Annotated in this window: 23 protein-coding genes; 19 read left to right on the plus strand and 4 right to left on the minus strand. The window is 47.7% G+C overall.

Annotation, left to right across the window (positions count from 1 at the left end):
- Positions 1 to 468 precede the first annotated feature (468 nt).
- From ACO0KY_RS11395 to ACO0KY_RS11445, 11 genes are all read left to right on the plus strand, one after another.
- Complete coding sequence (locus tag ACO0KY_RS11395; RefSeq protein ID WP_423046135.1) at positions 469 to 4,053, plus strand: indolepyruvate ferredoxin oxidoreductase family protein; 3,585 nt, start codon at positions 469 to 471, stop codon at positions 4,051 to 4,053.
- A 302-nt stretch (positions 4,054 to 4,355) separates the two neighbouring features.
- On the plus strand, positions 4,356 to 7,646 hold the full coding sequence (icmF, locus tag ACO0KY_RS11400) for a fused isobutyryl-CoA mutase/GTPase IcmF (RefSeq protein WP_423046137.1): 3,291 nt from the start codon (positions 4,356 to 4,358) through the stop codon (positions 7,644 to 7,646).
- A 382-nt stretch (positions 7,647 to 8,028) separates the two neighbouring features.
- A complete protein-coding gene (locus ACO0KY_RS11405) occupies positions 8,029 to 8,277 on the plus strand; it encodes an EamA family transporter (RefSeq protein WP_423046139.1) in 249 nt (82 codons plus the stop codon).
- A 180-nt stretch (positions 8,278 to 8,457) separates the two neighbouring features.
- Complete coding sequence (locus ACO0KY_RS11410) at positions 8,458 to 8,904, plus strand: hypothetical protein (RefSeq protein WP_423046140.1); 447 nt, start codon at positions 8,458 to 8,460, stop codon at positions 8,902 to 8,904.
- 322 nt (positions 8,905 to 9,226) lie between these two features.
- Positions 9,227 to 10,219 (plus strand): LacI family DNA-binding transcriptional regulator, encoded by a 993-nt coding sequence (locus tag ACO0KY_RS11415; RefSeq protein ID WP_423046141.1) that lies wholly within the window; start codon positions 9,227 to 9,229, stop codon positions 10,217 to 10,219.
- Between the two features lie 32 nt (positions 10,220 to 10,251).
- Complete coding sequence (locus tag ACO0KY_RS11420) at positions 10,252 to 11,508, plus strand: AGE family epimerase/isomerase (RefSeq protein WP_423046143.1); 1,257 nt, start codon at positions 10,252 to 10,254, stop codon at positions 11,506 to 11,508.
- On the plus strand, positions 11,498 to 12,436 hold the full coding sequence (locus tag ACO0KY_RS11425; protein ID WP_423046145.1) for a carbohydrate kinase family protein: 939 nt from the start codon (positions 11,498 to 11,500) through the stop codon (positions 12,434 to 12,436). Before ACO0KY_RS11420 ends, ACO0KY_RS11425 begins: the two co-directional genes overlap by 11 nt.
- Positions 12,437 to 12,454: 18 nt before the next feature.
- Positions 12,455 to 12,838 carry a VOC family protein gene (locus ACO0KY_RS11430; RefSeq protein ID WP_423046147.1) on the plus strand — a complete coding sequence of 128 codons (384 nt, stop codon included), beginning with the start codon at positions 12,455 to 12,457 and terminating at the stop codon, positions 12,836 to 12,838.
- A 116-nt stretch (positions 12,839 to 12,954) separates the two neighbouring features.
- On the plus strand, positions 12,955 to 13,587 hold the full coding sequence (locus ACO0KY_RS11435) for a LysE family translocator (RefSeq protein ID WP_423046149.1): 633 nt from the start codon (positions 12,955 to 12,957) through the stop codon (positions 13,585 to 13,587).
- Positions 13,588 to 13,826: 239 nt separating this feature from the next.
- Positions 13,827 to 14,843, plus strand: a complete 1,017-nt coding sequence (locus ACO0KY_RS11440) for a DUF4062 domain-containing protein (protein ID WP_423046151.1) — start codon at positions 13,827 to 13,829, stop codon at positions 14,841 to 14,843.
- A 109-nt stretch (positions 14,844 to 14,952) separates the two neighbouring features.
- The gene (locus tag ACO0KY_RS11445; protein ID WP_186912301.1) at positions 14,953 to 15,225 is read left to right on the plus strand and encodes a DUF2164 domain-containing protein; all 273 of its coding nucleotides are present in this window, start codon (positions 14,953 to 14,955) and stop codon (positions 15,223 to 15,225) included.
- A gap of 68 nt (positions 15,226 to 15,293) precedes the next feature.
- On the opposite strand, the gene glmU is transcribed toward ACO0KY_RS11445, so the two are convergent.
- Positions 15,294 to 16,652, minus strand: a complete 1,359-nt coding sequence (gene glmU / locus ACO0KY_RS11450; protein WP_186912300.1) for a bifunctional UDP-N-acetylglucosamine diphosphorylase/glucosamine-1-phosphate N-acetyltransferase GlmU — start codon at positions 16,650 to 16,652, stop codon at positions 15,294 to 15,296.
- A gap of 197 nt (positions 16,653 to 16,849) precedes the next feature.
- On the opposite strand from glmU, the gene ACO0KY_RS11455 reads away from it, so the two are divergent.
- Genes ACO0KY_RS11455 through ACO0KY_RS11475 form a run of 5 tightly spaced genes read left to right on the plus strand, consistent with a single transcriptional unit; the run spans position 16,850 to position 21,413 of the window.
- Positions 16,850 to 17,491: a PepSY-associated TM helix domain-containing protein gene (locus tag ACO0KY_RS11455; RefSeq protein WP_423046154.1), complete on the plus strand. Its 642-nt coding sequence runs from the start codon at positions 16,850 to 16,852 to the stop codon at positions 17,489 to 17,491.
- Between the two features lie 34 nt (positions 17,492 to 17,525).
- A complete protein-coding gene (locus tag ACO0KY_RS11460; protein WP_423046156.1) occupies positions 17,526 to 18,044 on the plus strand; it encodes a DUF2271 domain-containing protein in 519 nt (172 codons plus the stop codon).
- A gap of 9 nt (positions 18,045 to 18,053) precedes the next feature.
- A complete protein-coding gene (locus ACO0KY_RS11465) occupies positions 18,054 to 18,878 on the plus strand; it encodes a DUF4198 domain-containing protein (RefSeq protein WP_423046158.1) in 825 nt (274 codons plus the stop codon).
- A gap of 24 nt (positions 18,879 to 18,902) precedes the next feature.
- Positions 18,903 to 19,910, plus strand: a complete 1,008-nt coding sequence (locus ACO0KY_RS11470) for an FAD:protein FMN transferase (RefSeq protein ID WP_423046160.1) — start codon at positions 18,903 to 18,905, stop codon at positions 19,908 to 19,910.
- A 3-nt stretch (positions 19,911 to 19,913) separates the two neighbouring features.
- On the plus strand, positions 19,914 to 21,413 hold the full coding sequence (locus ACO0KY_RS11475) for a sulfite reductase subunit alpha (RefSeq protein WP_423046162.1): 1,500 nt from the start codon (positions 19,914 to 19,916) through the stop codon (positions 21,411 to 21,413).
- Here ACO0KY_RS11475 and ACO0KY_RS11480 read toward each other — a convergent pair.
- Positions 21,407 to 21,871 (minus strand): nuclear transport factor 2 family protein, encoded by a 465-nt coding sequence (locus tag ACO0KY_RS11480; protein WP_423046164.1) that lies wholly within the window; start codon positions 21,869 to 21,871, stop codon positions 21,407 to 21,409. The two genes, ACO0KY_RS11475 and ACO0KY_RS11480, sit on opposite strands and share 7 nt — an antisense overlap.
- Before the next feature lie 111 nt (positions 21,872 to 21,982).
- Here ACO0KY_RS11480 and ACO0KY_RS11485 point away from each other — a divergent pair, with 111 nt between their 5' ends.
- A complete protein-coding gene (locus tag ACO0KY_RS11485) occupies positions 21,983 to 23,383 on the plus strand; it encodes a tetratricopeptide repeat protein (protein WP_423046166.1) in 1,401 nt (466 codons plus the stop codon).
- 71 nt (positions 23,384 to 23,454) lie between these two features.
- Here the strand turns inward: ACO0KY_RS11485 and ACO0KY_RS11490 are convergent, their stop codons facing one another.
- Together ACO0KY_RS11490 and ACO0KY_RS11495 are read right to left on the minus strand one after the other, a co-directional pair.
- Positions 23,455 to 23,796, minus strand: coding sequence for a zinc ribbon domain-containing protein YjdM (locus ACO0KY_RS11490; RefSeq protein WP_423046168.1), 342 nt, complete (start codon positions 23,794 to 23,796; stop codon positions 23,455 to 23,457).
- A 198-nt stretch (positions 23,797 to 23,994) separates the two neighbouring features.
- Entirely contained in the window at positions 23,995 to 24,291 is a 297-nt protein-coding gene (locus ACO0KY_RS11495; RefSeq protein WP_423046170.1) for a YciI family protein, read from the minus strand.
- 177 nt (positions 24,292 to 24,468) lie between these two features.
- Here ACO0KY_RS11495 and ACO0KY_RS11500 point away from each other — a divergent pair, with 177 nt between their 5' ends.
- Positions 24,469 to 25,218, plus strand: coding sequence for an AzlC family ABC transporter permease (locus tag ACO0KY_RS11500; protein WP_422994656.1), 750 nt, complete (start codon positions 24,469 to 24,471; stop codon positions 25,216 to 25,218).
- A complete protein-coding gene (locus tag ACO0KY_RS11505) occupies positions 25,215 to 25,538 on the plus strand; it encodes an AzlD domain-containing protein (protein ID WP_186912290.1) in 324 nt (107 codons plus the stop codon). Before ACO0KY_RS11500 ends, ACO0KY_RS11505 begins: the two co-directional genes overlap by 4 nt.
- Positions 25,539 to 25,560 lie beyond the last annotated feature (22 nt).

Genomic DNA, 25,560 nt, shown 5'->3' on the forward strand with positions numbered 1-25,560 from the left:
AGGGCGGGGGCAACCCGTTCCTATGATCATAAAAATAAAATTTCATGCCCTATCATTTTTTATGATACCCCTATTTTTATTCCGTATTTTCCTAAAACCCTTTCCCGCTCTACACTGTATTCACAGCAGATTTCAAAGGAAGTCGAAGAAGCACTGCAGCGAAATTTCGAAAGCTTCTTTTGATGTCTCTTTGATTCGGCCAACATCGATATCAACGAACCTATCGCATTACGGCAGGCAATCTGGACGCGTTTATTTGGGTAAACGCGCTACCAATGCGGCGGGGATGCAATAAGGTAGCTTCTTGCTATCGAAATTTGTGCCGAATTCGAATAAAATGGCTGCTATCTCAGCCAACGCAACGAGAGCCTATACCCGATACCTCGCTATAGGTTACGAGCAAACTTGTGTCTTACCGGATGCAACGCATGTTCTTTGCGATCTAAATTACAAATTTTGGAGCCACACATGTCATCCGACACCAATCTGGAGTCTGCTGGACTCACGTCCACATCTTCCTCTGCGCAAATCAATCCATCACAAGTTAGTGCGCAGCAAAATACCCCTCTACAGTTACACGACGTCAAACTCGACGATAAATATACGTCCAATAGCGGTACGATTTTTTTATCCGGCATTCAGGCATTAGTGCGCTTGCCGATGATACAAAGACAACGTGATCTTGCTGCGGGTTTGAATACAGCTGGGTTTATTTCTGGCTATCGCGGTTCGCCCTTGGGTGGTCTGGATGAAACATTGTGGAAAACCAAAAAATTACTCGAACAAAGCCATGTGCAATTTGTTCCTGGTGTCAATGAAGATTTAGCCGCCACCTCGGTCTGGGGTACCCAAACCGTTGATCTGATTGGTCCCGCCAAATACGACGGCGTGTTTGCGATGTGGTACGGCAAAGGCCCAGGCGTCGATCGTAGCGCGGACGTGTTCAAGCACATGAATCACGCGGGTACGGCCAAACATGGCGGCATTTTGTTAGTCGCCGGTGATGATCACGGTGCGTACTCTTCGACATTACCGCATCAGTCCGACCATATTTTTTCTGCGTGCATGATCCCGATGCTGTATCCGGCCAACGTGCAGGAATACCTTGATCTCGGTTTGCATGCATGGGCGATGTCCCGCTTCTCCGGCTGCGCGGTGGGCTTTAAAGCACTGGCTGATACTGTTGAGTCCACTTCTTCTGTCGACGCAGATCCTTTCCGTCTGAAGATTACGATTCCAGAAGATTTTGTCATGCCTGAAGGCGGTTTGAATACCCGTTTGTCACTCGACACGCTCGGTATTCAGGCACGTAAGCAAGAAGCACTGATGCAGGATTATAAAATCTATGCAGCACTAGCTTATGCGCGTGCGAACAAACTCAATCACGTCACGATTGATAGCCCGAATGCTAAGCTCGGTATCGTTGCTTCGGGTAAGTCTTACTTAGATGTGTTGGAAGCATTAGAAGAACTCGGTATCGACGAAAAATTTGCCGCCGACATCGGTATCCGTTTGTACAAAGTGTCGATGCCATGGCCTTTAGAGCCGGATGGCGTGCGTGAATTTGCGCAGGGGCTGGATGAAATTCTGGTGGTGGAAGAGAAACGTCAGATGGTTGAATACCAGCTCAAAGAACAATTGTACAACTGGCGCGATGACGTACGTCCACGCGTGATTGGCAAGTTTGATGAAAAAGGCGAATGGGTACATCCACGCGGTGAATGGTTGCTGACATCTAAAGCCGATTTCTCGGTCGCACAAATTGCTCGCGTGATTTCTTCACGTATTGCCCGCTTCCATACCAGCGATCTGATCAAAGCACGTCTGGCATTTTTGGAAGCCAAAGATGTGGTGCTGACCAAACAAGTCAATACACCGGCACGTCCCGCTTATTACTGCTCAGGTTGCCCACACAATACCTCAACCAAAGTGCCTGAAGGTAGTCTGGCGTTGGCGGGTATTGGTTGTCACGTCATGGCTACAGCGATCTATCCTGAATTTAATAAGCTCACTACCCATATGGGCGGCGAAGGTGCACCGTGGATTGGTCAGGCGGCATTCTCGACGCTGCCACATGTATTCCAAAATCTGGGCGATGGTACATATTTTCATTCTGGTTATCTGGCGATCCGCGCGGCAGTTGCTGCTAAGGTCAATATCACCTACAAGATTTTGTACAACGATGCTGTCGCGATGACTGGTGGTCAACCAGTGGACGGGATCATCAGCGTGCCGATGATGGCGCAACAAATGGCCGCCGAAGGTGTGAAGCGCATTGCGCTGGTGACGGAAGATTTGTCTCGCTATTCCGATCGTTCTAATTTGCCAGAATTTTTGACTTTGCATGATCGTAAAGACATGGATGCGGTACAGCGCGAATTGCGTGAATTGCCAGGCTGTAGCGTCTTGATTTACGACCAGACTTGCGCCGCAGAAAAACGTCGTCGTCGCAAAAAAGGTGAATTTCCCGACCCAAATCAGCGCATGTTCATCAATGAAGCAGTATGCGAAGGTTGTGGCGATTGCGGTGTGCAGTCCAACTGTACGTCCATCATGCCTGTGGAAACGGAATTTGGTCGTAAACGCAGCATTGATCAGTCCTCCTGCAACAAAGACTATTCTTGCGTTAAAGGTTTCTGCCCAAGTTTTGTCACGGTAGAAGGGGGCAAATTACGCAAATCCAAAACTGGCACCGCCAAAACTGATGATTTCGGCGCCTTGCCAGAGCCAGTCTTGCCAGCTTGCGCGACGTCTTACAATATTCTGCTCAATGGTATCGGTGGTACCGGGGTGATTACGGTCGGTGCTCTGTTGGGTATGGCGGCACATCTGGAAGGCAAGGGCGCATCCGTGCTTGATATGACTGGGATGTCGCAAAAAAATGGCTCGGTCACTTCGCATATCCGTATCGTCAATAACGGCAATAAATTACGTGCGCAGCGCATTGCGACCGGTGAAGCGGATCTGATTTTAGGTTGCGATATATTGACTGCCGGTGCGCATGATGCGATCTCCAAGATGCGCGCTGGTCGTACCCGTGCGGTGATCAACACCAACGAGCAACCAACTGGCCCGTTCGCTAAAAATCCAGATTGGCAGTTCCCATTGGAATCGACCGAACATTTAATTTCTGAATCGGTCGGCGGCAACGTCGATTTTATCAATGCGACCAAAATTGCGACCGCGTTGATGGGTGATTCAATCGCAACCAATTTGTTCATGCTCGGTTTTGCGTATCAAAAAGGTGCGATTCCAGTCTCAGAAGCCGCGTTGTTACGCGCGATTGAACTCAATGGCGTAGCGATCGAATCAAACAAAAAAGCCTTCTTGTGGGGCCGTCGTGCTGCGTTTGATCTGGCACGTGTAGAAAAAATTGCGATTCCTGGTCAGACAATGGTTGTCCAGATGCCACAGAGCCTCGACAGCGTCATCAAACGCCGTGTGGATTATCTGACCGCGTATCAAAACGCGGCATATGCAGAGCAATACACGGCCTTGGTCAATCGCGTGCGTGCTGCGGAAGCCACATTGGGCGCGGGCAACAAGTTGACCACGGCAGTGGCGAAGTATTACTTCAAACTCATGGCCTACAAGGACGAATACGAAGTGGCACGTTTGTACACGGATGGCCAATTCACTGAAAAACTGAAACAGCAGTTTGAAGGTGATTTCAGTTTGAAATTCAATATCGCGCCACCTTTGTTCTCGAAAAAAGATGCCCAAGGGCACTTGATCAAAGCGCAATATGGTTCCTGGGTTTGGCATGCATTTGGCATTCTCGCCAAGTTAAAGGGCCTGCGTGGTTCTAAGCTGGACATTTTTGGCTATACAGAAGAGCGCAAAACCGAGCGTGCGATGATTGTTGAATATCGTGCAACCATAGAGCAACTGCTGACGAACCTGAACGCCGATACGCTGGAAACTGCCATCGCGGTCGCCAATTTGCCAGAAAAAGTACGCGGTTTTGGCCATGTGAAAGAAAAAGCCATGCAAGCGTATCAGGTTGAAAAAGCAACGTTGTTAAATAAACCAGCCAAACGCGCTGCGGCTTAAGGTTTCGCTGTTGGGTTTTTGCTGCCCCTCTCCTATGATGGGAGAGGGCGGCAAGCACCAATAAAACCACGGGATTACAAAATAAGCGTTAAAACTACAAATCGTTAAACCTATTATCTATGCGGCTTTCCAGACATTTTTACTCTGAGAACATTGCTGGTATTAGGGGAAGCATATTTAAATATTCGTATTGACGTTTACGTTAACGTCATATAAGTTAGCTGATCAATTCGCTAGCAATAACCACCCGATGAAGCATATGTAAGCGTATGCTTTACCGAAAATAGACTGTTGAGGAAGACATGACCGACCTGTCCGTAGCCCAAAATCTGACCGAATACAAACCAGCGAATAAGGTGCGTTTCGTCACCGCCGCTTCTCTGTTCGATGGCCATGACGCCTCGATTAACATCATGCGCCGTATTTTGATGGCCAATGGTGCAGAAGTTATCCATCTCGGCCACAACCGTTCCGTCGAAGAAATCGTTACCGCAGCGTTGCAAGAAGACGCGCAAGGTATCGCCATTTCCAGTTACCAGGGCGGCCACGTCGAGTACTTCAAATACATGATCGATCTGTTGAAGCAACGCGGTGGTGCACATATCAAAGTTTTTGGCGGCGGTGGTGGTGTGATCGTGCCAGAGGAAATTGCCGATCTGCATGCCTATGGCGTGACCCGTATTTTTAGCCCGGAAGATGGTCAGCGCATGGGTCTGGTCGGCATGATTTTATCGATGATACAAGCGTGCGACATTGATCTGTCTTCCTATGCACCAACCAGTCTGAGCGTGTTGCAAGATGGCGATATCGCTGCAAAACACCGCCCATTAGCCCAACTGATTACAGCTCTGGAAAACGACAAAGTCGCTCCCGCTTTGCGTGCTGAGATTATCAAAGCCGCGGAACAAATTAAAATTCCGGCATTCGGTATTACTGGCACGGGCGGCGCTGGCAAATCCTCGTTGACCGATGAACTGATTCGTCGTATCCGTCTGGATCAAGACGACAACTTGAACATCGCATTGATTTCGATTGATCCTTCACGTCGTAAATCTGGTGGCGCTTTGCTGGGGGATCGCATTCGTATGAATGCGATCAACCCATGGAAAGGCAATGTCAAAGTTTTCATGCGCTCGCTGGCAACCCGCGAAGCGGGTTCTGAGATTTCTCAAGCCTTACCAGACGTGATTGCTGCCTGCAAAGTCGCTGGTTTTGATCTGGTCATTGTTGAAACCTCTGGTATTGGTCAAGGCGACGCCGCAATTGTGCCGCACGTTGATGTATCGATGTATGTGATGACACCCGAATTTGGTGCTGCATCCCAATTAGAAAAAATCGACATGCTCGATTTTGCTGATTTCGTTGCGATCAATAAATTCGATCGTAAAGGCGCCCAGGATGCCTTGCGCGACGTGGCGAAACAATATCAACGCAACCGCGAATTGTGGACTAAAAAGCCAGACGACATGCCAGTCTACGGCACGCAAGCTTCCCGTTTCAATGATGATGGCGTCACTGCGTTGTACCAGGGCTTGTTGCCTGCGCTGGCAGCACGCGGATTGAAAACCACCACCAGTAAATTGGCGCCAGTAGATGTTAAATTCTCCAGTGCAAAAAATGTGATCGTACCGCCAGCACGCAGCCGTTATCTGGCTGAGATTGCCGATACGGTACGCCATTATCACAAGCAAACTGGCAAACAAGTTAACCTCGCGCGCGAACGTCAGCAATTGCAAGAAACCAAGCGCATGCTGAGCAAATCCGGCAAAGCCCAAGATGCATTCGGTTCCATCGATGAATTGATTACCGAGCGTGACAATCACCTGAACGCCGAATCCAAACAACTCATCAACATGTGGCCTGACATGCAAGCCGCGTACGCTGGTGATGAATATGTCGTCAAAATTCGCGACAAAGAAATCCGCACTCGTTTAACGCAGCAAACGTTATCCGGCACAACGATTCGTAAAGTTGCATTGCCACGTTTTGTCGATCACGGTGAAATCCTGCGCTGGTTGTTGCTGGAAAACGTTCCTGGCTCGTTCCCATTCACTGCGGGTGTATTTGCGTTTAAACGCGAAGGCGAAGACCCAACTCGTATGTTTGCCGGTGAAGGTGATCCGTTCCGTACGAATCGTCGCTTCAAATTAGTATCGCAAGGCATGGATGCAAAACGCCTGTCGACTGCGTTTGACTCCGTGACTCTGTACGGTGCTGACCCAGCGATCCGTCCAGATATCTATGGTAAAGTCGGTAACTCTGGCGTCTCCGTAGCAACGCTAGAAGACATGAAAGTCTTGTACGACGGTTTTGATTTGTGCGATCCGGCGACGTCCGTTTCCATGACCATCAATGGCCCGGCACCAACCATTCTGGCGTTCTTCATGAACACCGCAATTGATCAGCAAATGGAAAAATTCCGCGTTGATAACAAACGTGAACCAACCGCTGATGAAGCTGCAAAAATCCGTGCATGGGTGTTGATGAATGTACGTGGTACTGTGCAGGCCGATATTCTGAAAGAAGACCAAGGTCAGAATACCTGTATTTTCTCGACCGAATTCTCACTCAAGGTGATGGGTGATATTCAAGAATATTTCGTGCATCATCAAGTACGTAACTTCTACTCGGTATCAATCTCTGGTTACCACATTGCCGAAGCCGGAGCGAACCCGATTTCGCAATTGGCATTCACTTTGTCGAACGGCTTTACGTTTGTGGAAGCGTACCTCGCACGCGGTATGCATATCGATGATTTCGCCGCTAACTTATCGTTCTTCTTCAGTAACGGGATGGATCCAGAATACACAGTACTGGGTCGTGTTGCCCGTCGTATCTGGGCGATTGCGATGCGCGATAAATACGGTGCTAATGATCGTAGTCAGAAGTTGAAATACCATATCCAAACTTCTGGCCGTTCTTTGCATGCGCAAGAAATCGATTTCAATGATATTCGTACCACGTTGCAAGCATTGATCGCGATTTACGACAATTGCAACAGCCTGCATACCAATGCCTACGATGAAGCGATCACTACACCAACCGACGAATCTGTGCGTCGTGCATTGGCGATTCAGTTGATCATCAACCGCGAATGGGGTCTGGCGAAAAACGAAAATCCAATTCAAGGTAGCTTCATCATCGAAGAATTGACTGATCTGGTTGAAGAAGCCGTGATGCAAGAATTTGAACGCATCGCCGAACGTGGTGGCGTGTTAGGTGCGATGGAAACCGGCTACCAACGCGGCAAGATTCAAGAAGAATCCATGCACTACGAACACCTGAAACACGACGGCACGTTGCCTATCATCGGCGTCAATACGTTCCGTAATCCCAAGGCGGGCGATACACCACAGAAGATAGAATTGGCACGTTCTACCGAGGAAGAAAAACAGTCGCAATTAACGCGCCTGGCTGACTTCCATCAACGCCACGCCGACGTGGCACCGCAAGCATTGGCAGCATTGCAGCAAGCTGCGATCAACAATGAAAACGTGTTCGCCAAACTGATGGACGCCGCCCGCGTGTGTTCATTGGGTCAGATCACGACAGCGTTGTTTGAAGTGGGTGGACAGTATCGTCGTAACATGTAAATGACCTGCCATTACATTGAATTCGCGGGCGCATCGCCGTATTGCCAATACTCGCCGTACCGACGTATTGCTGCGATTTTTGCCTTGCTCTGCATCACGCGAATTCAATTTTTCGGGATGTCATTTGTTGCCTTCCTTGGCTTACTTTTCGTGGCGAGGGGCGACAAGAGAAGTGAGCGGCTGCCTGGTCGGGGGCTCAGTTTGGTTCCATGAAGTGCGATCGTTTTATAAAGTAAAAGTAAAAGTAAAAGTAAAAGTGAAAGTGAAAGTGAAAGTCATAGGAATGGTATATGGCTCTACTTATCTATCCTTCACGAAGTCTTAATATATGATGATTAAAACGCCGCAATTCTGCGGCGTTTTGTTTTAAGGAAAACATGTCGTGCCTTACATCATTGGCTTTGGTGTCCTTGGGTCGCTAGGGCAGTTGTGTATGACCCGCGCCTACGGTTTAGGAAAAGCACTGACGACCAGTGCTTTGTCGTACACGACAGTGATTTTTTCTGCTTTGCTGTCGTGGTTGCTATTAAATGATACGCCTGCATTGAGTAGCGTGTTGGGAATCGTTTTAATCATCGTGGGTGGGGTGATGAGTATGGTTTTTAATTCGGATACGCGTCGAACTTCTTAGTAAAATAAATCCGCCAATTGAAATAAAAACAGCAAGAAACAACAACTCATATTGTTTTTGATTGAGAGTTTACTTATAGTCGTTGTCATAGAATTTGTCTGTTAGTTTTTACTTCTTTACTTCTTTACTTCTTTACTTCTTTACTTTTTATTTTTCCATTACCCAACGTTTGGTTATTTTATGCGCTTACTTTCTATTGTTATTTTGGTTTTGATCTCATTTTTCCATCAACCGGTATTCGCTTCGAGTGAATCGGAAGCATTAGGAAAATGCCTTGGCGATTTCACGAATGGTAAAGAACGTAAGGAACTGGCACGCTGGGTTTTTATCGCGATGACTTCTCATCCTGAATTGCAAAGTGTTTCCGCGGTGAAGGACGCTGATCGTGTTGAAGCGAATCAAGAAATGGCGGCATTGGTGACCCGGCTGATTTCTGAACAGTGTGTCGCGCAGACCAAGGCCGTGATTAAGTCCGATGGTAAAGAAGGATTTGTCGCAGCATTTAAAATGCTGGGAGAATTAGCGATGGCTGAAATCATGGGAAATAAAGAAGTAATAAAATCAATTTCAGATTACACCAAATTTCTTGATCAGAAAAAATTGAATAGTGTTTTCGGTTCTAAATAACGCCTATTTGGATCGCACAGTAAACGAACGAAGTTAATCAAAAAATCCGGATTTGCTCCGGGTTTTTTGATTGGGCGATAAAATAATAGTGTTGGGCTTTAACCGCAAATTTCAGTGGTGTGGCCTGGATGCTCCGGCTGTATCGGCTCAATTATCCTTCTTTGCATTTTGTTTAGTAAACAAACTAAACTTGTCCTATTTTCCTGTTCTTGATTGACCTCAAATTTCTCCCGCTGTATAAATGTCGCTAAAGAGCGGCGCCAATCGATGATAACTGGTGCTTGAAGAAATCGTTTAGTACAGTCAATCGGGGGAGTATTGCATGGCGGTCAGCATCAGAGATATTGCCTCTCAAACTGGGCTGTCGGTCGGCACAGTGTCGCGTGCGCTCAAGAATCAGGAAGGCTTGACTGAGGAAACCAGAATACGGGTGAGTGAGGCTGCACATGCGCTGGGCTACGATTTTTCTCGCTTAAAGCAAGGCAAGATAAGGCGTGTGGTGTTTGTCTTGCATAGACAGCATGAAGGCGAATCTGCGAGTCAATTTTTTTCACCGGTTCTGCAAGGTGCTGAATCCGCATGTCGTCAGGCTGGCATCGCACTGTCCTTGATGACTAGTGGCCCAACTGAGCCACTACTCGAACACATCCGTCTGCATCAGGCCGATGCCATCATCTGCGCTGGCTATGTTGAGCCAGAAATTCTCACTGCCTTACGCCACACGAATAAGCCGATGGTTTTGATCGATGCGAGACAGCCTGGTTTTAGTTCAGTATGTCCTGATCATCGTTTGGGTGGTTTATTGGCGACACGACATTTAATACAAAGTGGCCGTAAGCGAATCGCCATGATCAGTGGTTCGCTTGCGCATTTCAGCATTGCAGAACGCGCACGTGGGTTCCGGCAAGCCTTGTTTGAAAATAAAATGCTGGCCGATCCTGCGCTTGAAGTATGTCTCAATGATGTACATGCGTTAGAACAAAGTGTCGCTGCGGCGATGGAACTTTTGCGCAGCTTGCCACAGCCTGCTGATGCGGTATTTTGTTATAACGATAGTACGGCGATAGAAGTACTCAAATATTGTGAACGACACGGTATCAAAGTCCCGTATGAGATGGCGGTGATCGGCTTTGATGATATTGCGTCAGCGGCGCAGGCAATGCCACCGTTGAGTAGCATTCGCGTCGATAAGCAAGCTTTGGGTTCCGTTGGTATTGCGTTACTTCTCAAACAAACTCCTGCGCCTGATACGTCGTTGACGGAATCGATTCAAACAGTCACTCTGGTTGTGCGCGAGAGCAGCTGCGATGACTAATTTATTTCATTTTTCAATTTCAATCTAAGGCTATGGAATCTACTTCAGTCGACTTCTTTTCCGCAGATATTATCCGCAGCCACATCGCCAAGATCATGGACTTTTACCATCCGCGTTGCATTGATCCTAGCGGTGGCTTTTATCATTACTTTAAAGATGATGGCACTGTCTACGACGTACATCACCGGCATTTGGTCAGCAGTACGCGCTTTGTGTTTAATTATGCGATGGCATACCGCCATGTTTCAAAACCTGAATATTTGGAACAGGTCAGACATGGCGTGAAGTTTTTACGTGAAGTTCATCGTGACGACCGCACTCGCGGTTATGCCTGGCAACTCGCATGGCGCGACGGTGTGAAGCAAGTGAACGATGCTGATAACCATTGCTATGGCTTGGCCTTTGTCGTTCTCGCGTACGCACATGCGCTGATGGCAGGTGTGAGTGAAGCGCGTGCGTATCTGGATGAAACGGTACAACTCATGGATGAAAAATTCTGGAGTGTCAGTCATGGTCTTTACGCTGATCAAGCCAGCGCTGATTGGCAAACCGTCGATCGCTATCGCGGACAAAATGCCAATATGCATGCGTGTGAAGCGCTACTGGCTGCCTTTCATGCGACTGGCACATTAGCGTATTTACACAGAGCCGAGATGCTCGCACGGCACATCACGCAACGTCAGGCAGGTTTAGCGCAAGGCATGATCTGGGAACACTATGATGCCAACTGGAAGATTGACTGGAATTACAACCTGCACGACAAAGCCAATTTGTTCCGACCATGGGGATATCAGCCCGGGCATTTCACCGAGTGGGCAAAACTCTTAGTTCTGCTAGAAGCAGAGCGAGATCACTTAGCGATTGACAGCAGCTGGATGATACCAACCGCCGAACATTTATTTAATACTGCTTTACGCCATGCCTGGGATGATCAGCATGGCGGCATTTGCTACGGTTTTGCGCCCGACTTAAGTATTTGTGATGGTGATAAATATTTCTGGGTACAGGCAGAATCATTTGCTGCCGCCGCTTTGCTCGCCCGCCGCACTGGTAAGGAACAATACCGGAACTGGTATGTGAAGATTTGGGAGTACAGTTGGCAACACATGATTGATCATCGTTATGGTGCGTGGTACCGGATACTGTCACATGATAATCAGAAATACAGTGATGAAAAAAGCCCGGCCGGTAAGACTGATTATCACACTATGGGTGCTTGCTACGACGTTTTAAAATGTCTGCCTGGCATGTCTGCGGATATGTTTTCCGGAGCCAGTCATGCCACATAAATTTCCCGCCATTTTATGTGCTGGCGAAGCGTTGACGGATATGATTGCCATCAGTGGAGACGCCATCAATACCTGGCGTAGTCTGGCCGGTGGTGCCCCCTGGAATGTCGCACGCAGCCTTGCCAACGCCGGGATTCGCACTGGCTTTGCCGGGGCCATCAGCAACGATGTCTTTGGCAATCAATTGTATGCCGCCAGCGCCCAAGCTGGTCTGGATTTGCGTTTGTTGCAAAGAAATTCTCATGCGCCTTTATTAGCGATCGTCGCACAAAGCTCACCGCCCAATTATTTTTTTATTGGTGAAAATAGCGCTGATTTGCATTTCGATCTCAGCTTGTTACCCGGGGGGTGGAGTGATGAACTGGTGTGGGCACATTTCGGTGGCATCAGCCTCGCCCGCGAGCCTTTGGCTTCGACCTTGATCGCACTGGCAACGCAGATCAAATCACGAGGCATTAAAATCAGCTATGACCCTAACTTCAGAAATGTGATGGACGCGCGTTATGACGCCGTTCTGCAAACGATGATCGGGCTGGCCGATATCATCAAGGTCTCAGATGAAGATTTATGTGGCTTATTCAGAACCACAAACGCTGATGATGCACTTCAAAGTTTGCGGGCAATGAATCCGAAAGCCGTCTGTTTGTACACCCGCGGTGCAGACGGAGCGTCTTTGTATGTTGGTGATGATATCTGGCACGCAGCAACACCGCGCATCGATGTGGTTGATACTGTCGGTGCAGGCGATGCAAGTATGGCGGGCTTGTTGTACAGTTTGTATCAGCATGCCGATAGAAATTGGCAAGCTCATTTGCATTATGCGGTTGCCAGTGGCGCTGCCGCTTGCACAGCTGCGGGTGCGCAAATGTTGGCGCCAGAACGGGTCGCTATGCTTTTTTCTGAGCTGCAAACGACAAATGTAATTTGATTTTTTTAAGATTTTCTTATGTTAAAACGTATTCACCACGCTGCGATTATTTGTTCTGATTATGCTGTGTCGAAACATTTCTATGTAGAGCTATTAGGTCTGAAAGTGCTAGCAGAAAATTTTCGTGCTGCGCGTCAATCATACAAGTTGGATCTGGCTTTGCCTGATGGCGGTCAGATAGAATTGTTTTCGGTTGCTGATGCTCCTGAACGGCCATCGTATCCGGAAGCGCTTGGCTTACGTCATCTGGCTTTTGTGGTAGATGATGTGGCAAAAGCCAAGCAATTGTTGGAAGCGAAAGACATCGCGATGGAAGATATCCGGATAGATGAATATACGCAACGCCGGTTTGTTTTTTTTGCTGATCCAGACGGTCTGCCTTTGGAATTGTACGAGGCTTAAGATCTGTCTGACTTGACTGCACAGGCAGTCATCGCAATCACATTTTGTAAATTTTTACGATGCACGTCAAATTGTTTTAAGATGAGGCTTCGTACTCACTTCTTTGATGGCATTCTATGAACTTGCATACCTGGTGGTTATTTGTCACGGCGACATTTTTTATTTCTGCGGCTCCCGGCCCCAATATGTTGCTAATTATGAGCCAGAGTGTGCGTTTTAATTTTCGCTCGGCCATGTGCGGAGCCATGGGTTGCCTGACAGCATTGTTTCTGATGATGTCAGCCTCTGCAGCAGGATTGGGTGTGCTGTTGCGCAATGCCCCGGCTTTATTTGACGCGTTACGTTGGGCTGGAGCTTTATATCTTGCGTATCTTGGATATAAGGTCTGGACTGCGCCTGTCAGCGAAGCCACTGTTGATGAGTCAGCAAATTCGGCAATTGTTAAAGCGAGTGGGTGGGAATTGTATCGTGTTGGTTTTGTGACTGCCGCCAGCAACCCGAAAGCTTTATTGTTTGCAGCTGCTTTTTTGCCGCAATTTATTCAGCCGGGTTTGCCACAATTGCCGCAGTTTGGCATCTTATTGGGTAGTTTTACCGTGATAGAGATGAGCTGGTATCTGATTTATGCCCTTGGTGGTTTTAAATTATCAATGTATCTTAAAAAAGCCAGCGTATTGAAAACCTTCAATCGTGTTACGGGCGGCGCATTTATTGGCTTTGCTGCATTAATGGCAGGCATGAAGTCTTGAATAAGGTAAAGCTCATTAGATCGTTTTGAAGGTGGTATTGCCATAAAGCTTATATTGATGTTGTCTGGCGACATTCTTTCTCTGTGAAGTTTGCAAAAAAAATCCGTCGCCATGCTAGTATAAGCAGACAATATTATGATCGGCGGCAGTGCAGTTTTACCAGCCGAAGTCTGCGTAGCTTTTCCGTATCTGGCATTACAAACTTTCGTGTAGCTTTCACCTTTTAGGCGAGAAATTTTATGACAGCGACGATCTTTGTCAGTTCAACACCATTTGATCTGGCTTTACATAGAAAAAAGATTATCGATAGCTGCGGTCAGCCAGGTAGTGCCAGACCAGATGTGACGGTTGTCGCTACTTTGCCCGAGACTTCTGTAGAAAACCGGCTTCACCTTGTTCGGGCAGCTAAGGCGTATATTGGGATTTTCGGGATGATGTTTGGTGATGTCGATCCTGTCACTAAAAAATCTCTGGTTCAGCTTGAGCTTGAGGAAGCATTGGCGCAAAAAATTCCGATGTTGATTTATATCATCGATGAAGATGAACATTGGGTGCTGCCTAAGCATGTGGATACGGGTGAATCAGCGCAACATTTGAGCCAGTTGAAAGGTTTGCTGAGTCAATTTCAGGATGTGCGTTTTTTTGATTCAGCCGATGATCTGGTTGCCAAAGTCCACAATGACTTGTTCCGGGTTTTAGGTGCGGTTGGTTCTATTCCAGCAGCGTCAGCAAAGTCTGCCCCTGCAGCGCCAGTCACGGTGGCAACTAAGCCAGTATCAGAAAAGAAAAAAGCAGAACCAGCCGCACCGGCAGCAAAACCAGCCGCGCCCGAACCTGTAGCGGCAAAAACGGCCGCGCCAGCGTCCACCGCAGGTACGCCCGTCGCTACTCCCGCCGGGGGCGCGCCATTAGCACCTGTTGCTGCAACATCCGCTCCTGTAAAACCGGCTCAGGCAGCCCCTGCACCAGCGGTGCCTGTCTCTAGCCTTGCTTCTAAACGCTATGTTTTATCCCAACCAAAGTTTGAATTTTTCAAAGAAAAGGTCAAACATCTGTTTGGACCTTACATGTCTGACACTGTATTAAAAGACGTGCTGGAATATGTGTTGGCGGGCAACACTATGTCTGCTTCGTCAACGCTGGCGCGTGGTACGAGTCTGTCTTTAGAAGATTCGATTGAAGAAATTCGTAAAACCGAATTGATTATTCTCGATACCGTACAACGTCACGCGGCCCAAAATAACGATCATAAGTAATTGTCGAAAATAATTGTTTTAAAATGAAGCAAGCGGACGGATAGTGTTGAACCACTGTCCGTCCGTTTTTTTTTAGATACCCACTCTTTTACCCACGTTTTTATTTTCCATGACTATTCAGATTGCCAAAGAATCACGCAAAGAAGCGATTGCTTCGATTGAACGTTACGCACGTGAAAATTTTCCTGAACCCATAGGCAGCCTGGAAGCAGATAGTTTGCTGAGTTTCTTTCTGGAGGAAATAGGCCCTTTGGTTTACAACAGAGCTGTTGCTGACGTGCAAGAGCGCTTACAAGCACGTATCATGGAAGTAGATATCGAGGTACATGAGAACGAGTTTCAGTATTGGCGCAGGCAGGATGCGAAGCGACAAAGAAAATAAAGTCTTTGTGTCATTGAAACTGCGTAGGGCGGATGTACCCGCCCTACGTGCAAGTAGTCGTCTCAGGTTTATTTTTTAATCTTTACCGGACGTACCCAGTTTTCTATCGTCAACTGTCGGGCGCGGGATACGGTTAATTTTCCGTCTGGTGCATCTTTGGTCAAGGTTGTGCCAGCACCTAAGGTCGCGCCTTTGCCTACACGCACCGGGGCGACTAATTGACTATCGCTGCCGATAAATGCATCGTCTTCAATGATAGTGCGGAATTTGTTCGCGCCATCATAATTGCAGGTAATCGTACCTGCGCCGATATTCACGCGACTACCAACCGTGGCATCGCCAACGTAGGCCAGGTGATTGGCTTTGCTGTGCGCTGCGATCTGACTGTTTTTAATTTCAACGAAATTACCGATGTGGACGTCGTCTGCTAATTCAGTACCCGGACGCAAACGTGCGTAAGGACCGATTTGCGATTGTGCGCCGACCTTGGCTTCTTCGATGTGACAGAAGGCTTTAATGTTTGCGCCCGCAGCGATATGCGCGTCTTTGATCACGCAGTTAGCGCCTATCGTTACGCCGTCTTCCAGCGTGACATTGCCTTCAAACACGCAACCTACGTCGATGCTCACGTCGCGACCACAAACCAGAGTGCCGCGCACATCAATGCGTGCCGGATCAAGCAAGTGCACGCCTTGCTCCAGCAATTTACGGGCGATATTGAGTTGATGAATTCTTTCCAATTCTGCCAATTGCACTTTGCTATTGACGCCGAGCGTTTCCCAGATGGCATCTGGCTGGGCAGAAACGACCTTGACTCCATCAGCAACTGCGCGGGCAACGATGTCAGTCAGGTAGTACTCGCCTTGCGCATTATTGTTCGACAGTGTGCTCAACCATTGCTTTAGTTGCTTGGTTGGTGCGATCATGATGCCGGTATTGATTTCAGTGATCCGGCGTTCTGCTTCGTTGGCATCTTTTTGTTCAACGATGCGTTTTATTTCACCGTTTTCACGCACGATACGACCTAAGCCCGTCGGATCTGCCATATCTGCGGTCAGGATCGCTAAACGGTCGTTCCCGGCGACATCTATCAGGCGCTGCAAACTGGCGGCAGTGGTCAACGGCACGTCACCGTACAATACTAACGTCGGCATGCTTTCATCCAGCACAGGAATTGCTTGTGCAACAGCGTGTCCGGTTCCCAACTGTGGTTCTTGTTTGGCAAAACGTAAATCATCCGCTGCAACGCTACTGAGTACTTGCTCACCGCCATGGCCATAGATCACGCAAATTGACGCCACCTTCAGGCTGCGGGCAGTATCAATCACATGTAAGAGTAAGGCTTTACCTGCCAAAGGGTGTAAAACTTTTGGCAGAGAAGATTGCATACGTTTGCCCATACCGGCAGCGAGGATCACGACGTTCATAGTGGTGTTTGCGGGAAGAATCGCTCAATAGTGAAGCTTAAGATTTTAACATGCCACCCGGTCATACCCCTACTTTGTATAGGGGCTCGGTCATTCTAAAAAGACCTGTAAGCGAAAATTATTTAAAAGTCGCGACTTTCGCAGGTTATAATTGAGAATCATTATTATTCTCAATTGCATAAAATATTTAAAAGAAAATGGCGTTCCCAGTTTCCCCTTCTCATTCTGATCAGCAGCGACGTGCTTTTTGGTTACGCCATTTACATCAATGGCATTGGATCAGTTCTGCTTTATGTCTCACGGCCATGCTGCTGTTTGCGGTGAGCGGCATCACGCTGAATCATTCAGCACAAATCCAAGCGCATCCGAGAATTTTAAAAAAAGCGGTGCATCTACCCGCTCCGGTTTTGCAGCAATTAAAGCAAGCACAGAGAGACGATAGTCAGACGCTGCCTGAAAACGTACGTGACTGGCTCAAATCTCAACTTGCGATACGCGTCGAGCAGCAAGTGCCAGAATGGACACCGGAAGAACTGTATGTCGCACTGCCACGCCCCGGTGGTGATGCCTGGTTACGCGTAGGGCTTGACGACGGCGCGCTCGAATATGAACTGACAGACCGCGGTTGGATCGCGTACATCAATGATCTACACAAAGGCCGCAATACTGGTGTGGTGTGGAATTACCTGATCGATGCCTTTGCTGTGTTGTGTCTGATATTTTGTATGACGGGTTTCTTTTTATTGAAGATGCACGCAAAGAATCGCCCTTCGACCTGGCCTGTCGTGGTCTTCGGTGTGGTGCTGCCTTTGTTGATGGCACTAACTTTTATTCACTAATTTCGTTAATTTTTATCGTATTGAAGGGCTTTTCATGCAAAAAATCCTCCCGTTCGCCATCGGCAGTTTGCTGGCAACACCTGTATTTCACGCTGTTGCAGCAGACATGAGCTTGAAAATCGAAGTGCCGCGTCTGAATGTCGCTGAATACCATAAACCTTACGTTGCTATCTGGTTAGAAAAGCCAGATCAGACTTTTGCCGGCAATCTGGCGGTTTGGTATGACCTCAAAAAGCGCAATAACGAAGGTACCAAATATCTGAAAGACTTGCGCCAATGGTGGCGCCGTAGTGGTCGCGAATTGACGATGCCAGTAGACGGTATCAGTGGTGCGACCCGTACGACAGGCGAACATAGCCTCAGCTTTGCTGGTGACAAAGGTGCCCTGGCTAATTTGCCTGCAGGCGATTATCAATTGATGATAGAAGCAGCGCGTGAAGACGGTGGGCGCGAAGTTGTCAAAATTCCTTTCCGCTGGCAAGTGAAACAAGAGCAAACCTTGCAGGCACAGGGCAAGACTGAGCTTGGCATGATTTCACTCAATATCAAGTAAGGCACCGCTATGTCATTCGTTTCTTCTTCCTTCATGCGCAAGACAATCGCTATTTCTGCGCTGACGTGTATCAGCCTGTCTGCACATGCACATCATCCATTTCTGGTTCCTTCATCGACGGTGGTTTCGGGCGATGCGCCGTGGGTATTGGTAGATGCTGGAGCTGCCAGCAATGTGTTTGAATTTGACCACGCAGCTTTGCAGTTCGATAACCTGGGCATTATTGGTCCTGATGGTCGCGAGATAGCGCCTGAGAATATCACCCGCACTCGTTTTCGCAATAGTTTTGAGTTGCAACTCAAACAAGTGGGTAGCTATAAAGTCGACATCCTCAATCAAGGTTTCTTTGCTACCTATAAAGATCAGGGCGAAATAAAACGTTGGCGTGGCGCAGCCTCAGCAATCAGTAAAGAAATTCCGGCAACTGCCACTGAACTGCAAATCAATGAGCGCATTAGCCGCATTGAAACCATCGTCACCAACGGCAAACCCGGCGGCAAAGCGATGGACGCCAACGGCAAGGGATTAGAGCTCGCCTTCATTTCACACCCGAATGATTTGGTCGAAGGCGAAACAGCCCATTTCCGATTGCTGTTAGATGGCAAGCCAGCAGCGAACGTGCCAGTGGAGATTATTCCTGGCGGAAAGCGTTATCGTCAACAATTAGAGAATCAGAGCCTCGTCACCGATAAGGACGGTAATGTGAATGTCAATTGGAAAAACGCTGGCCTGTATTGGCTGCAAGCGGAGGTCAAAGATAACAGCAATGCAGCGCCGCCAGCCACTTCACGCATCGCCAGCTTCGTCATCACGCTGGAAGTTTTACCGCAATAAGACTGTTCACCTTAACTATCAAGCATGCGCCACATTTACATTCCCATCGAGCCGATAACGCCACGCGACTTGCCAACACATTTGCAAACACTGCACTTGCATGGCGATAGCATGGGAACGACGTGGAGCGTGCAACTCATAGGTGATGCGAGTCTGTCAGCTCTTTTCCTGCAACAAGGTTTGCAAGAAAAATTAGATCAGATCGATTCACAAATGAGTACTTGGGATGTCAATTCTGATCTGTGCAGATTTAATCATGCTGCTGCAGGAACCTGGCATCAACTGCCATCAGAATTTTGTCAGGTACTCGACTATGCCATTTATCTCGCGCGCCAAACCACTGGCGCTTACGATCCTGCGGCAGGTAAGTTGGTCGACCTATGGGGCTTTGGACCGCGAGCGCGAGGTAAAGACTTTCCAGATGCCGATAGCATCAGCAAAGCAATGTCGGGGTGCGGTTGGCGTGATGTAAAGTTTGAAGCCATCACAGGCCGCTTGTTACAAGCAGGCGGCATCAGTCTGGATCTTTCTTCTATCGCCAAAGGCTATGCCGTTGATCAGCTGGCACGATTTTTGGACGCGCAAAATGTATCTGGTTATTTGATCGAAGTCGGTGGAGAGCTACGTGGTGCAGGCATCAAACCTGATCACTCACCGTGGTGGGTTAGCATAGAACGGCCTGACAGTGCATCGCTGAACGAGCGACCTGAACATATGGTGGCATTACATGACCTATCGATCGCAACATCAGGTAATTACCGGCAGTTTTTTGAATATGAAGGAAAACGCCATTCGCATACGATCGATTCACGTACTGGCTATCCGGTCGATAATCATCTGCTCTCTGTGTCGGTACTCCACAGTGAATGTATGGTTGCTGATGCGTTGGCAACCGCCTTTACTGTAATGGGGTCTGAAGCAGCACTGGTGTATGCGAATCAGCATCAGATTGCAGCAATATTTTTTGAACAGGAAGGCGATACCATTTCTGAAAAATTGAGTGCCGTCATGGCTAGCATGCGGGATGAATAAAATATGCGTGTATTTTTTCGAAGTGCGACGCCTTTGCCAAGAATTTTTTTGACTGCATGCGTTGTCTTACTGCTCCTCAGTATGATGAGTTTATCCGGTCTGAAGTATGCTTTTCTTCAGCATGAAGGCCTAGCTCAGATATTCATTACAGCGACCTATGCATGTTTTTGTGCTTACTGTTTCTTGCAGCACCAGGTCAGACAACATCAAAGTAGCCAATTTGCTTCGCAAAGCAATCAGAGCGAACCGGAAAAACATTATTGCATCGCCTACGCGAGTCAGACTGGCTATGCGGCACAACTTGCTGAAAAAACTGCGCAATATCTACAACAGGCCGGGATGTCAGTTGAGGTGCTTACGCTCAATCAACTGTCACTCGTCAAATTAACAGCACAAAAAAACATACTGTTTATCGTCAGCACCACGGGCGAGGGCGATGCACCTGATAATGCCGACTTGTTCACCAGAAAAATTCTCTCAGGGGCAGTCAATTTGCCGTATTTGCATTATGCAATATTGGCTCTTGGTGATCGTCATTATCAGCACTATTGTGCATTTGGTTTGCGGCTTGAACATTGGCTGCAGCACCATCAAGCTAAAGCATTATTTGATCTGGTCGACGTCGATAATGGCGATGAAGCCGCATTACGCCATTGGCAGCATCATCTCGGTGTACTCAGTGGTCATACAGAAATCGCCGACTGGAATCCGCCCATTTATACAGCATGGACGCTCAGCGAACGGCATCTGCTCAATCCAGACAGTCTCGGTGCACCTGCATTTCATCTTCGCTTAACACCACCGGATTTGTCCGCGCAAGATTGGCAAGCAGGGGACATCGCTGAGATTGGTCCCGAATACGTTTTTGAAGCAGAGGTATCAGGCAAGCAGCAAGTGCATTTGCCGCACCGCGAATATTCGATTGCGTCTATCCCGAAGGACGGGCAACTTGATTTGCTGGTGCGCCAGATGCGCAGGCCAGATGGTACTCTGGGATTGGGATCGGGTTGGCTGACTGCCCATGCTCAGATAGGGCAGGCGATTGCAGTACGTATCAGGAGCAATCCGCACTTCCAGGCACCGGCAGATGATTGCCCATTGATTTTGATCGGCAACGGAACTGGTATCGCCGGTTTGCGAGCGCATTTAAAAGCACGTGCGGCGAGAGGTATAGGCACCAACTGGCTATTTTTTTGCGAACGTCAACAAGATCGTGATTTCTTTTTTAGTGAAGAAATTCTGGACTGGAAAAACGGCGGTTTTCTTACTGAACTCAATCTGTGTTTTTCACGTGATCAGGCTGATCGCTACTATGTGCAACATGCACTGAAAGAATGCGCTGCCAACGTATGGAATTGGGTAGAACAAGATGCTGTGATATTGGTCTGCGGTAGCTTAAAAGGTATGGCAGAAGAGGTTCACAGTAGCTTGCTAGAGATACTTGGTACTGAAAAGTTGGATCAACTCATCGCAAGTCATCGTTACCGACGTGACGTTTATTGAACGGCAGGCTTTGATTCTGGATGCGTGATACCACTGTGTATCGTCTTATTTCCATCACTCCAGAACACTTTTTGGACAATACGGCTGATGCGCCATCCATCGCTTTGGCGACTGAGACCAAACTGATACAGACAATGTGTATGCAAGGTTTCGCCTGAAGCGTTCTTTCTATAGATGACCATCGATACCTTGGCATTTGCTTCATCACCGTTCACATCGATTTCCGTATTCGTACCTAAATGATGGGTTTGCAATTCATGCAAGGCTGTGCGACGCATGTCGGCGAACTTTGCTGCGCTCATTATTTCTGGCGGTGTACCACGTAAATCGGAATAGTCAGTGTAAATGCTATCGCAAAGGCAATGCTGAAGTCCCGCCCAATCTTTAAGATCAAAGCAATTCGCAAATCTGGCCAATAACTGTTGAATATGGAATATGTCAGAAAAATCGTGCATCATGCTCGCATCCACATAAAAAAAGACAGTCAATATTATGCCGCAAATTAGCTTTACAATCATGCTACGACTTTAGTGCTTCTTTATTGGTATCCATCTTGGTTTTCGCATTGAATGAGCACACAGAATATGACGACTGACAATCTGGAAAAGCTGTTTTTGGACGGCAATGCACTCATGAATTCGGGCGACTTTGACGCTGCCGAACAATGTTTTTTAGCGGCGTTAGCGATTGACGCGCAATGCGGTGAGGTGATGGCGAATCTGGCTTACCTGCACGAGCAGCGTAGCAATTTTATCGAGGCTGAAAAATTTTATCGCCAGGCACTAAGGCTGTTGCCACAAACAATTCAGATTTATCTGAACTACGGCGTCATGTTGGTCAAGCAAAAGCGCTTTGCCGACGCAGAGGTGATTTATCAGACAGCCCTGCAAATTGCGCCAGAAACGCCGTCCACCTGGTCAAACTATGGCGTGTTACTGGCTTGTACCCATAGGGAGTCAGAAGCGGAAGAATGCTACAGGAAAGCATTGTCAATTGATGGCACCTATCGCAAAGCAAGATTTAATCTGAGCTATATCTTATTGCGGCAAGGTCGGTATGAAGAAGGCTTTTTCTGTCTTGAGTCACGCGATTGGCAAGATCTTTTTACGAGCTATTTTCATTTTCCGCGGTGGCATGGTGAATCTTTACAAGGCAAGTCTATCGTGATTTGTTTTGAAGGCGGTTATGGTGACATGATACAGTTTTGTCGCTATGCATCGGAATTGAAAGCGAGAGGTGCAAGCAAGGTCAGCATCATTTGCCATCCTGCCTTGACCGAATTACTTATCCGTATAAATGATGTTGATGAGGTTTATTCTTACGAACTGGATGTGGCTAAATCAGGCTGGGATTTTTGGACGCCCATCATCAGCTTGCCCTATTTTTGTGGTACCCATCTCTACACGATACCAGCGTCCTTACCATATCTGAGTGCTGATCCCGATAAGGTGGCAGCATTGAACACCTTATTTTCAAACGACAAATTTAAAGTTGGCATTGTCTGGCAAGGAAATACCTTATTTGAGAATAATGAAGATCGTTCTGTTGCGCAGCTTGAAACCTTAAGACCGATACTCGAGGTGGCAGGCATACAATTCGTCAGTCTGCAAAAAGGTGCTGGCGAAGTGCAGGTGCACGAGTACACCGGTACTGCGCTACTAGCAGGTGGCGATCTTATTCAAAATTTTTCCGATACCGCGGCGATAATCGCGCATCTGGATTTGGTGATCAGTGTCGATACTTCCGTTGCCCACCTGGCTGGTGCCTTAGCTAAACCATGCTGGGTTTTGTTGCCTCAATACCGGACCGATTGGCGTTGGCTCAAATATCGTCTTGATAGCCCGTGGTACCCCGAAGTGATGCGCCTATTCCGACAGATGCCTGATGAAGACTGGTCGGCTGTCGCACATAGAGTCGCGTTGGCATTAGAAATTTGGAAAGCAGAACAACTTTTGAATCTCAATAAATAAAAACCGGCGAGGCAAATAACTTCGCCGGTTTTTTGATCAGATCAGAGTCTGATCAACACCAAACTTCGCTCTTACACCTTTTTAAGGTAGCAAGCTTTGAGCATAAAACTACCGCCATCCATCTTGCAGTCCACCTCGTGATCGCCACCAACAATGCGTATACTTTTGATTTTGGTGCCCATCTTTAAGGTCGTCGATGAACCTTTAACTTTCAGGTCCTTAATTAACACTACCGCATCGCCATCAGCTAATACATTGCCGTTTGAATCTTTAACGATGCGTTCGTCATTATCATCAGCGTTGACAGCGGCGACTTGCGGCCATTCATGACCACAATCGGCGCAGACGTAATTGTCGGCATCAGGGTAGGTGTTTTCCATGCCGCATTGTGGGCACGCAGGTAAGCTAGACATGTTGATCTCTTAAAAATTGCATAATGGACCCGACAGTATACTCGACCCGCGATCTGCCTCCCATTTTTTGGCGAGGAGCTTGTGTTAGTTCAATGTATTGATGTTGCAATAGCTATCTCAAAACGCGAGCATCATTAGCTAAGAGTCGAAAGTCCGGTTGCCATTGGCGGTTTGCACCTGCCATTCACTCCGCATACGTTATAACAATACCTCGCGATCTTCATTCGCTTTTGACCAGTGCAGGATGTCGTAACTTTGTCGCAAACCAGCAATATAAAAAGGATCGGTCTTCAATAATTCTTCAATCTGATTTTTTGAATCCGCTTCTGCAATCCAGAGTCCACCTTTCGGCACTTGCCCTAATTCTTCACGTAATGATCCACCGATAGGAATGATGTGCTTGTTTATTTCCAGCCACTCAATATGCGCACTCAAATTCTCTAAGCGGACATTGGCTTTTCCTGGTTGGTCGGCGAATAGGACGGCAAATAACATGGATGTTTCTTCCTGTGACTGTTTAATGGTGATCTGAGCTTCGATATGAAGCTATAAAATACTACATTGAAGGTCGTTTTAAGAGCACGCGCTTACTTGCGTCGTAAAATAATTTCACCTTTCAGTATGCTTAAACTATCAGCAACGGCATGTATACTCTTTGCAAAAGGAGACCACATGAGTAATGATAAAGTGCTGTTGCCAGCGGGCAATTTTAAACGAGCCAATCTCGCGCGCGGAGCGCGAGATACAATCCCCATGCTGGTAGGCGCTGCGCCGTTCGGTATGATTTTTGGCACCCTGGTTTCTGCCAGCCCGATGATGCCTTGGCATGGGCAATTGATGTCCTTGTCAGTGTATGCGGGATCGAGTCAGTTCATTGCCACCGGACTCATTGCCAGCCATACTGGTATGTTAGTAATCTGGCTGACAACGTTTATCGTCAATCTCAGGCATATGTTGTACGCGGCAACTTTGCTGCCGCACGTCGCTCATTTGTCAGCACGTTGGCGCTGGTTACTTGGCTTTTTATTGACTGATGAAACCTTTGCAGTGGTTGCCGGACATCATCAACAAGCTTTGACCGTCGATGAGCGTCGTTACGCACATTGGTATTTTCTCGGTTCGGGGTTGGCGATGTATAGCAATTGGCAGTTGTGGACGCTGGTCGGCTTGTTGTTTGGTACCTTGTTTCCTGGTCTGCAAAACATGGGGCTCGATTATGCGATGGTGGCGACGTTTATTGCGATCATCGTACCGCAGTTAAATCGCTTACCGTATTTTGCGGCTGCGATCGCAGCGGGTAGCTTTGCATATCTTTTGCAAAATCTGCCGTATAAGTTGGGTTTGCTCAGTGCAGTTTTTGTTGGAGTGATGGTTGGAGTAGCGCTGTCGCGTTCTTCAGCAATCGGGAAGGAGACAGCATGAATTTCACTTTGCTGATACTGGGCATGGCGATCATCACCGTATTGATCAAAGCGATTTTTTTTATCTTAGGCGACAGGCTGGTATTTCCTGCATGGTTGAATCTGGCATTGAGTTTTGTGCCCGTGACGGTGTTGACGGCAATTATTACACCAATGATTTTGTCACCGCACGGGAAAGATTTAGAGCTGAATTTGCGCAACCCACAATTGTTAGCGTCATTAATTGCAGTGCTTATTTGTCTGATCAGCCGACGACAATTGTTGACTATTGCCGTGGGTTTGCTGAGTTTCTTCTTTTTTCAATGGTATTTTTCGACGTGACAATTGTCGCTCACGATGTCAG

Origin of the sequence: Undibacterium sp. Dicai25W (assembly GCF_049340505.1) — a bacterium.
In the GTDB taxonomy this organism is placed as follows: domain Bacteria; phylum Pseudomonadota; class Gammaproteobacteria; order Burkholderiales; family Burkholderiaceae_D; genus Undibacterium; species Undibacterium jejuense.

Coding starts and splice junctions, on each gene's coding strand:
- ACO0KY_RS11410 (WP_423046140.1), top strand. CDS start 8,458: ATGCGCTTACTTTCTATTGTTATTTTGGTTTTGATCTCATTTTTCCAT.
- ACO0KY_RS11415 (WP_423046141.1), top strand. CDS start 9,227: ATGGCGGTCAGCATCAGAGATATTGCCTCTCAAACTGGGCTGTCGGTC.
- ACO0KY_RS11455 (WP_423046154.1), top strand. CDS start 16,850: ATGGCGTTCCCAGTTTCCCCTTCTCATTCTGATCAGCAGCGACGTGCT.
- ACO0KY_RS11480 (WP_423046164.1), bottom strand. CDS start 21,871: ATGATGCACGATTTTTCTGACATATTCCATATTCAACAGTTATTGGCC.
- ACO0KY_RS11465 (WP_423046158.1), top strand. CDS start 18,054: ATGTCATTCGTTTCTTCTTCCTTCATGCGCAAGACAATCGCTATTTCT.
- icmF (WP_423046137.1), top strand. CDS start 4,356: ATGACCGACCTGTCCGTAGCCCAAAATCTGACCGAATACAAACCAGCG.
- glmU (WP_186912300.1), bottom strand. CDS start 16,652: ATGAACGTCGTGATCCTCGCTGCCGGTATGGGCAAACGTATGCAATCT.
- ACO0KY_RS11430 (WP_423046147.1), top strand. CDS start 12,455: ATGTTAAAACGTATTCACCACGCTGCGATTATTTGTTCTGATTATGCT.
- ACO0KY_RS11395 (WP_423046135.1), top strand. CDS start 469: ATGTCATCCGACACCAATCTGGAGTCTGCTGGACTCACGTCCACATCT.
- ACO0KY_RS11505 (WP_186912290.1), top strand. CDS start 25,215: ATGAATTTCACTTTGCTGATACTGGGCATGGCGATCATCACCGTATTG.
- ACO0KY_RS11500 (WP_422994656.1), top strand. CDS start 24,469: ATGAGTAATGATAAAGTGCTGTTGCCAGCGGGCAATTTTAAACGAGCC.
- ACO0KY_RS11490 (WP_423046168.1), bottom strand. CDS start 23,796: ATGTCTAGCTTACCTGCGTGCCCACAATGCGGCATGGAAAACACCTAC.
- ACO0KY_RS11460 (WP_423046156.1), top strand. CDS start 17,526: ATGCAAAAAATCCTCCCGTTCGCCATCGGCAGTTTGCTGGCAACACCT.
- ACO0KY_RS11425 (WP_423046145.1), top strand. CDS start 11,498: ATGCCACATAAATTTCCCGCCATTTTATGTGCTGGCGAAGCGTTGACG.
- ACO0KY_RS11440 (WP_423046151.1), top strand. CDS start 13,827: ATGACAGCGACGATCTTTGTCAGTTCAACACCATTTGATCTGGCTTTA.
- ACO0KY_RS11470 (WP_423046160.1), top strand. CDS start 18,903: ATGCGCCACATTTACATTCCCATCGAGCCGATAACGCCACGCGACTTG.
- ACO0KY_RS11485 (WP_423046166.1), top strand. CDS start 21,983: ATGAGCACACAGAATATGACGACTGACAATCTGGAAAAGCTGTTTTTG.
- ACO0KY_RS11475 (WP_423046162.1), top strand. CDS start 19,914: ATGCGTGTATTTTTTCGAAGTGCGACGCCTTTGCCAAGAATTTTTTTG.
- ACO0KY_RS11445 (WP_186912301.1), top strand. CDS start 14,953: ATGACTATTCAGATTGCCAAAGAATCACGCAAAGAAGCGATTGCTTCG.
- ACO0KY_RS11435 (WP_423046149.1), top strand. CDS start 12,955: ATGAACTTGCATACCTGGTGGTTATTTGTCACGGCGACATTTTTTATT.
- ACO0KY_RS11495 (WP_423046170.1), bottom strand. CDS start 24,291: ATGTTATTTGCCGTCCTATTCGCCGACCAACCAGGAAAAGCCAATGTC.
- ACO0KY_RS11420 (WP_423046143.1), top strand. CDS start 10,252: ATGGAATCTACTTCAGTCGACTTCTTTTCCGCAGATATTATCCGCAGC.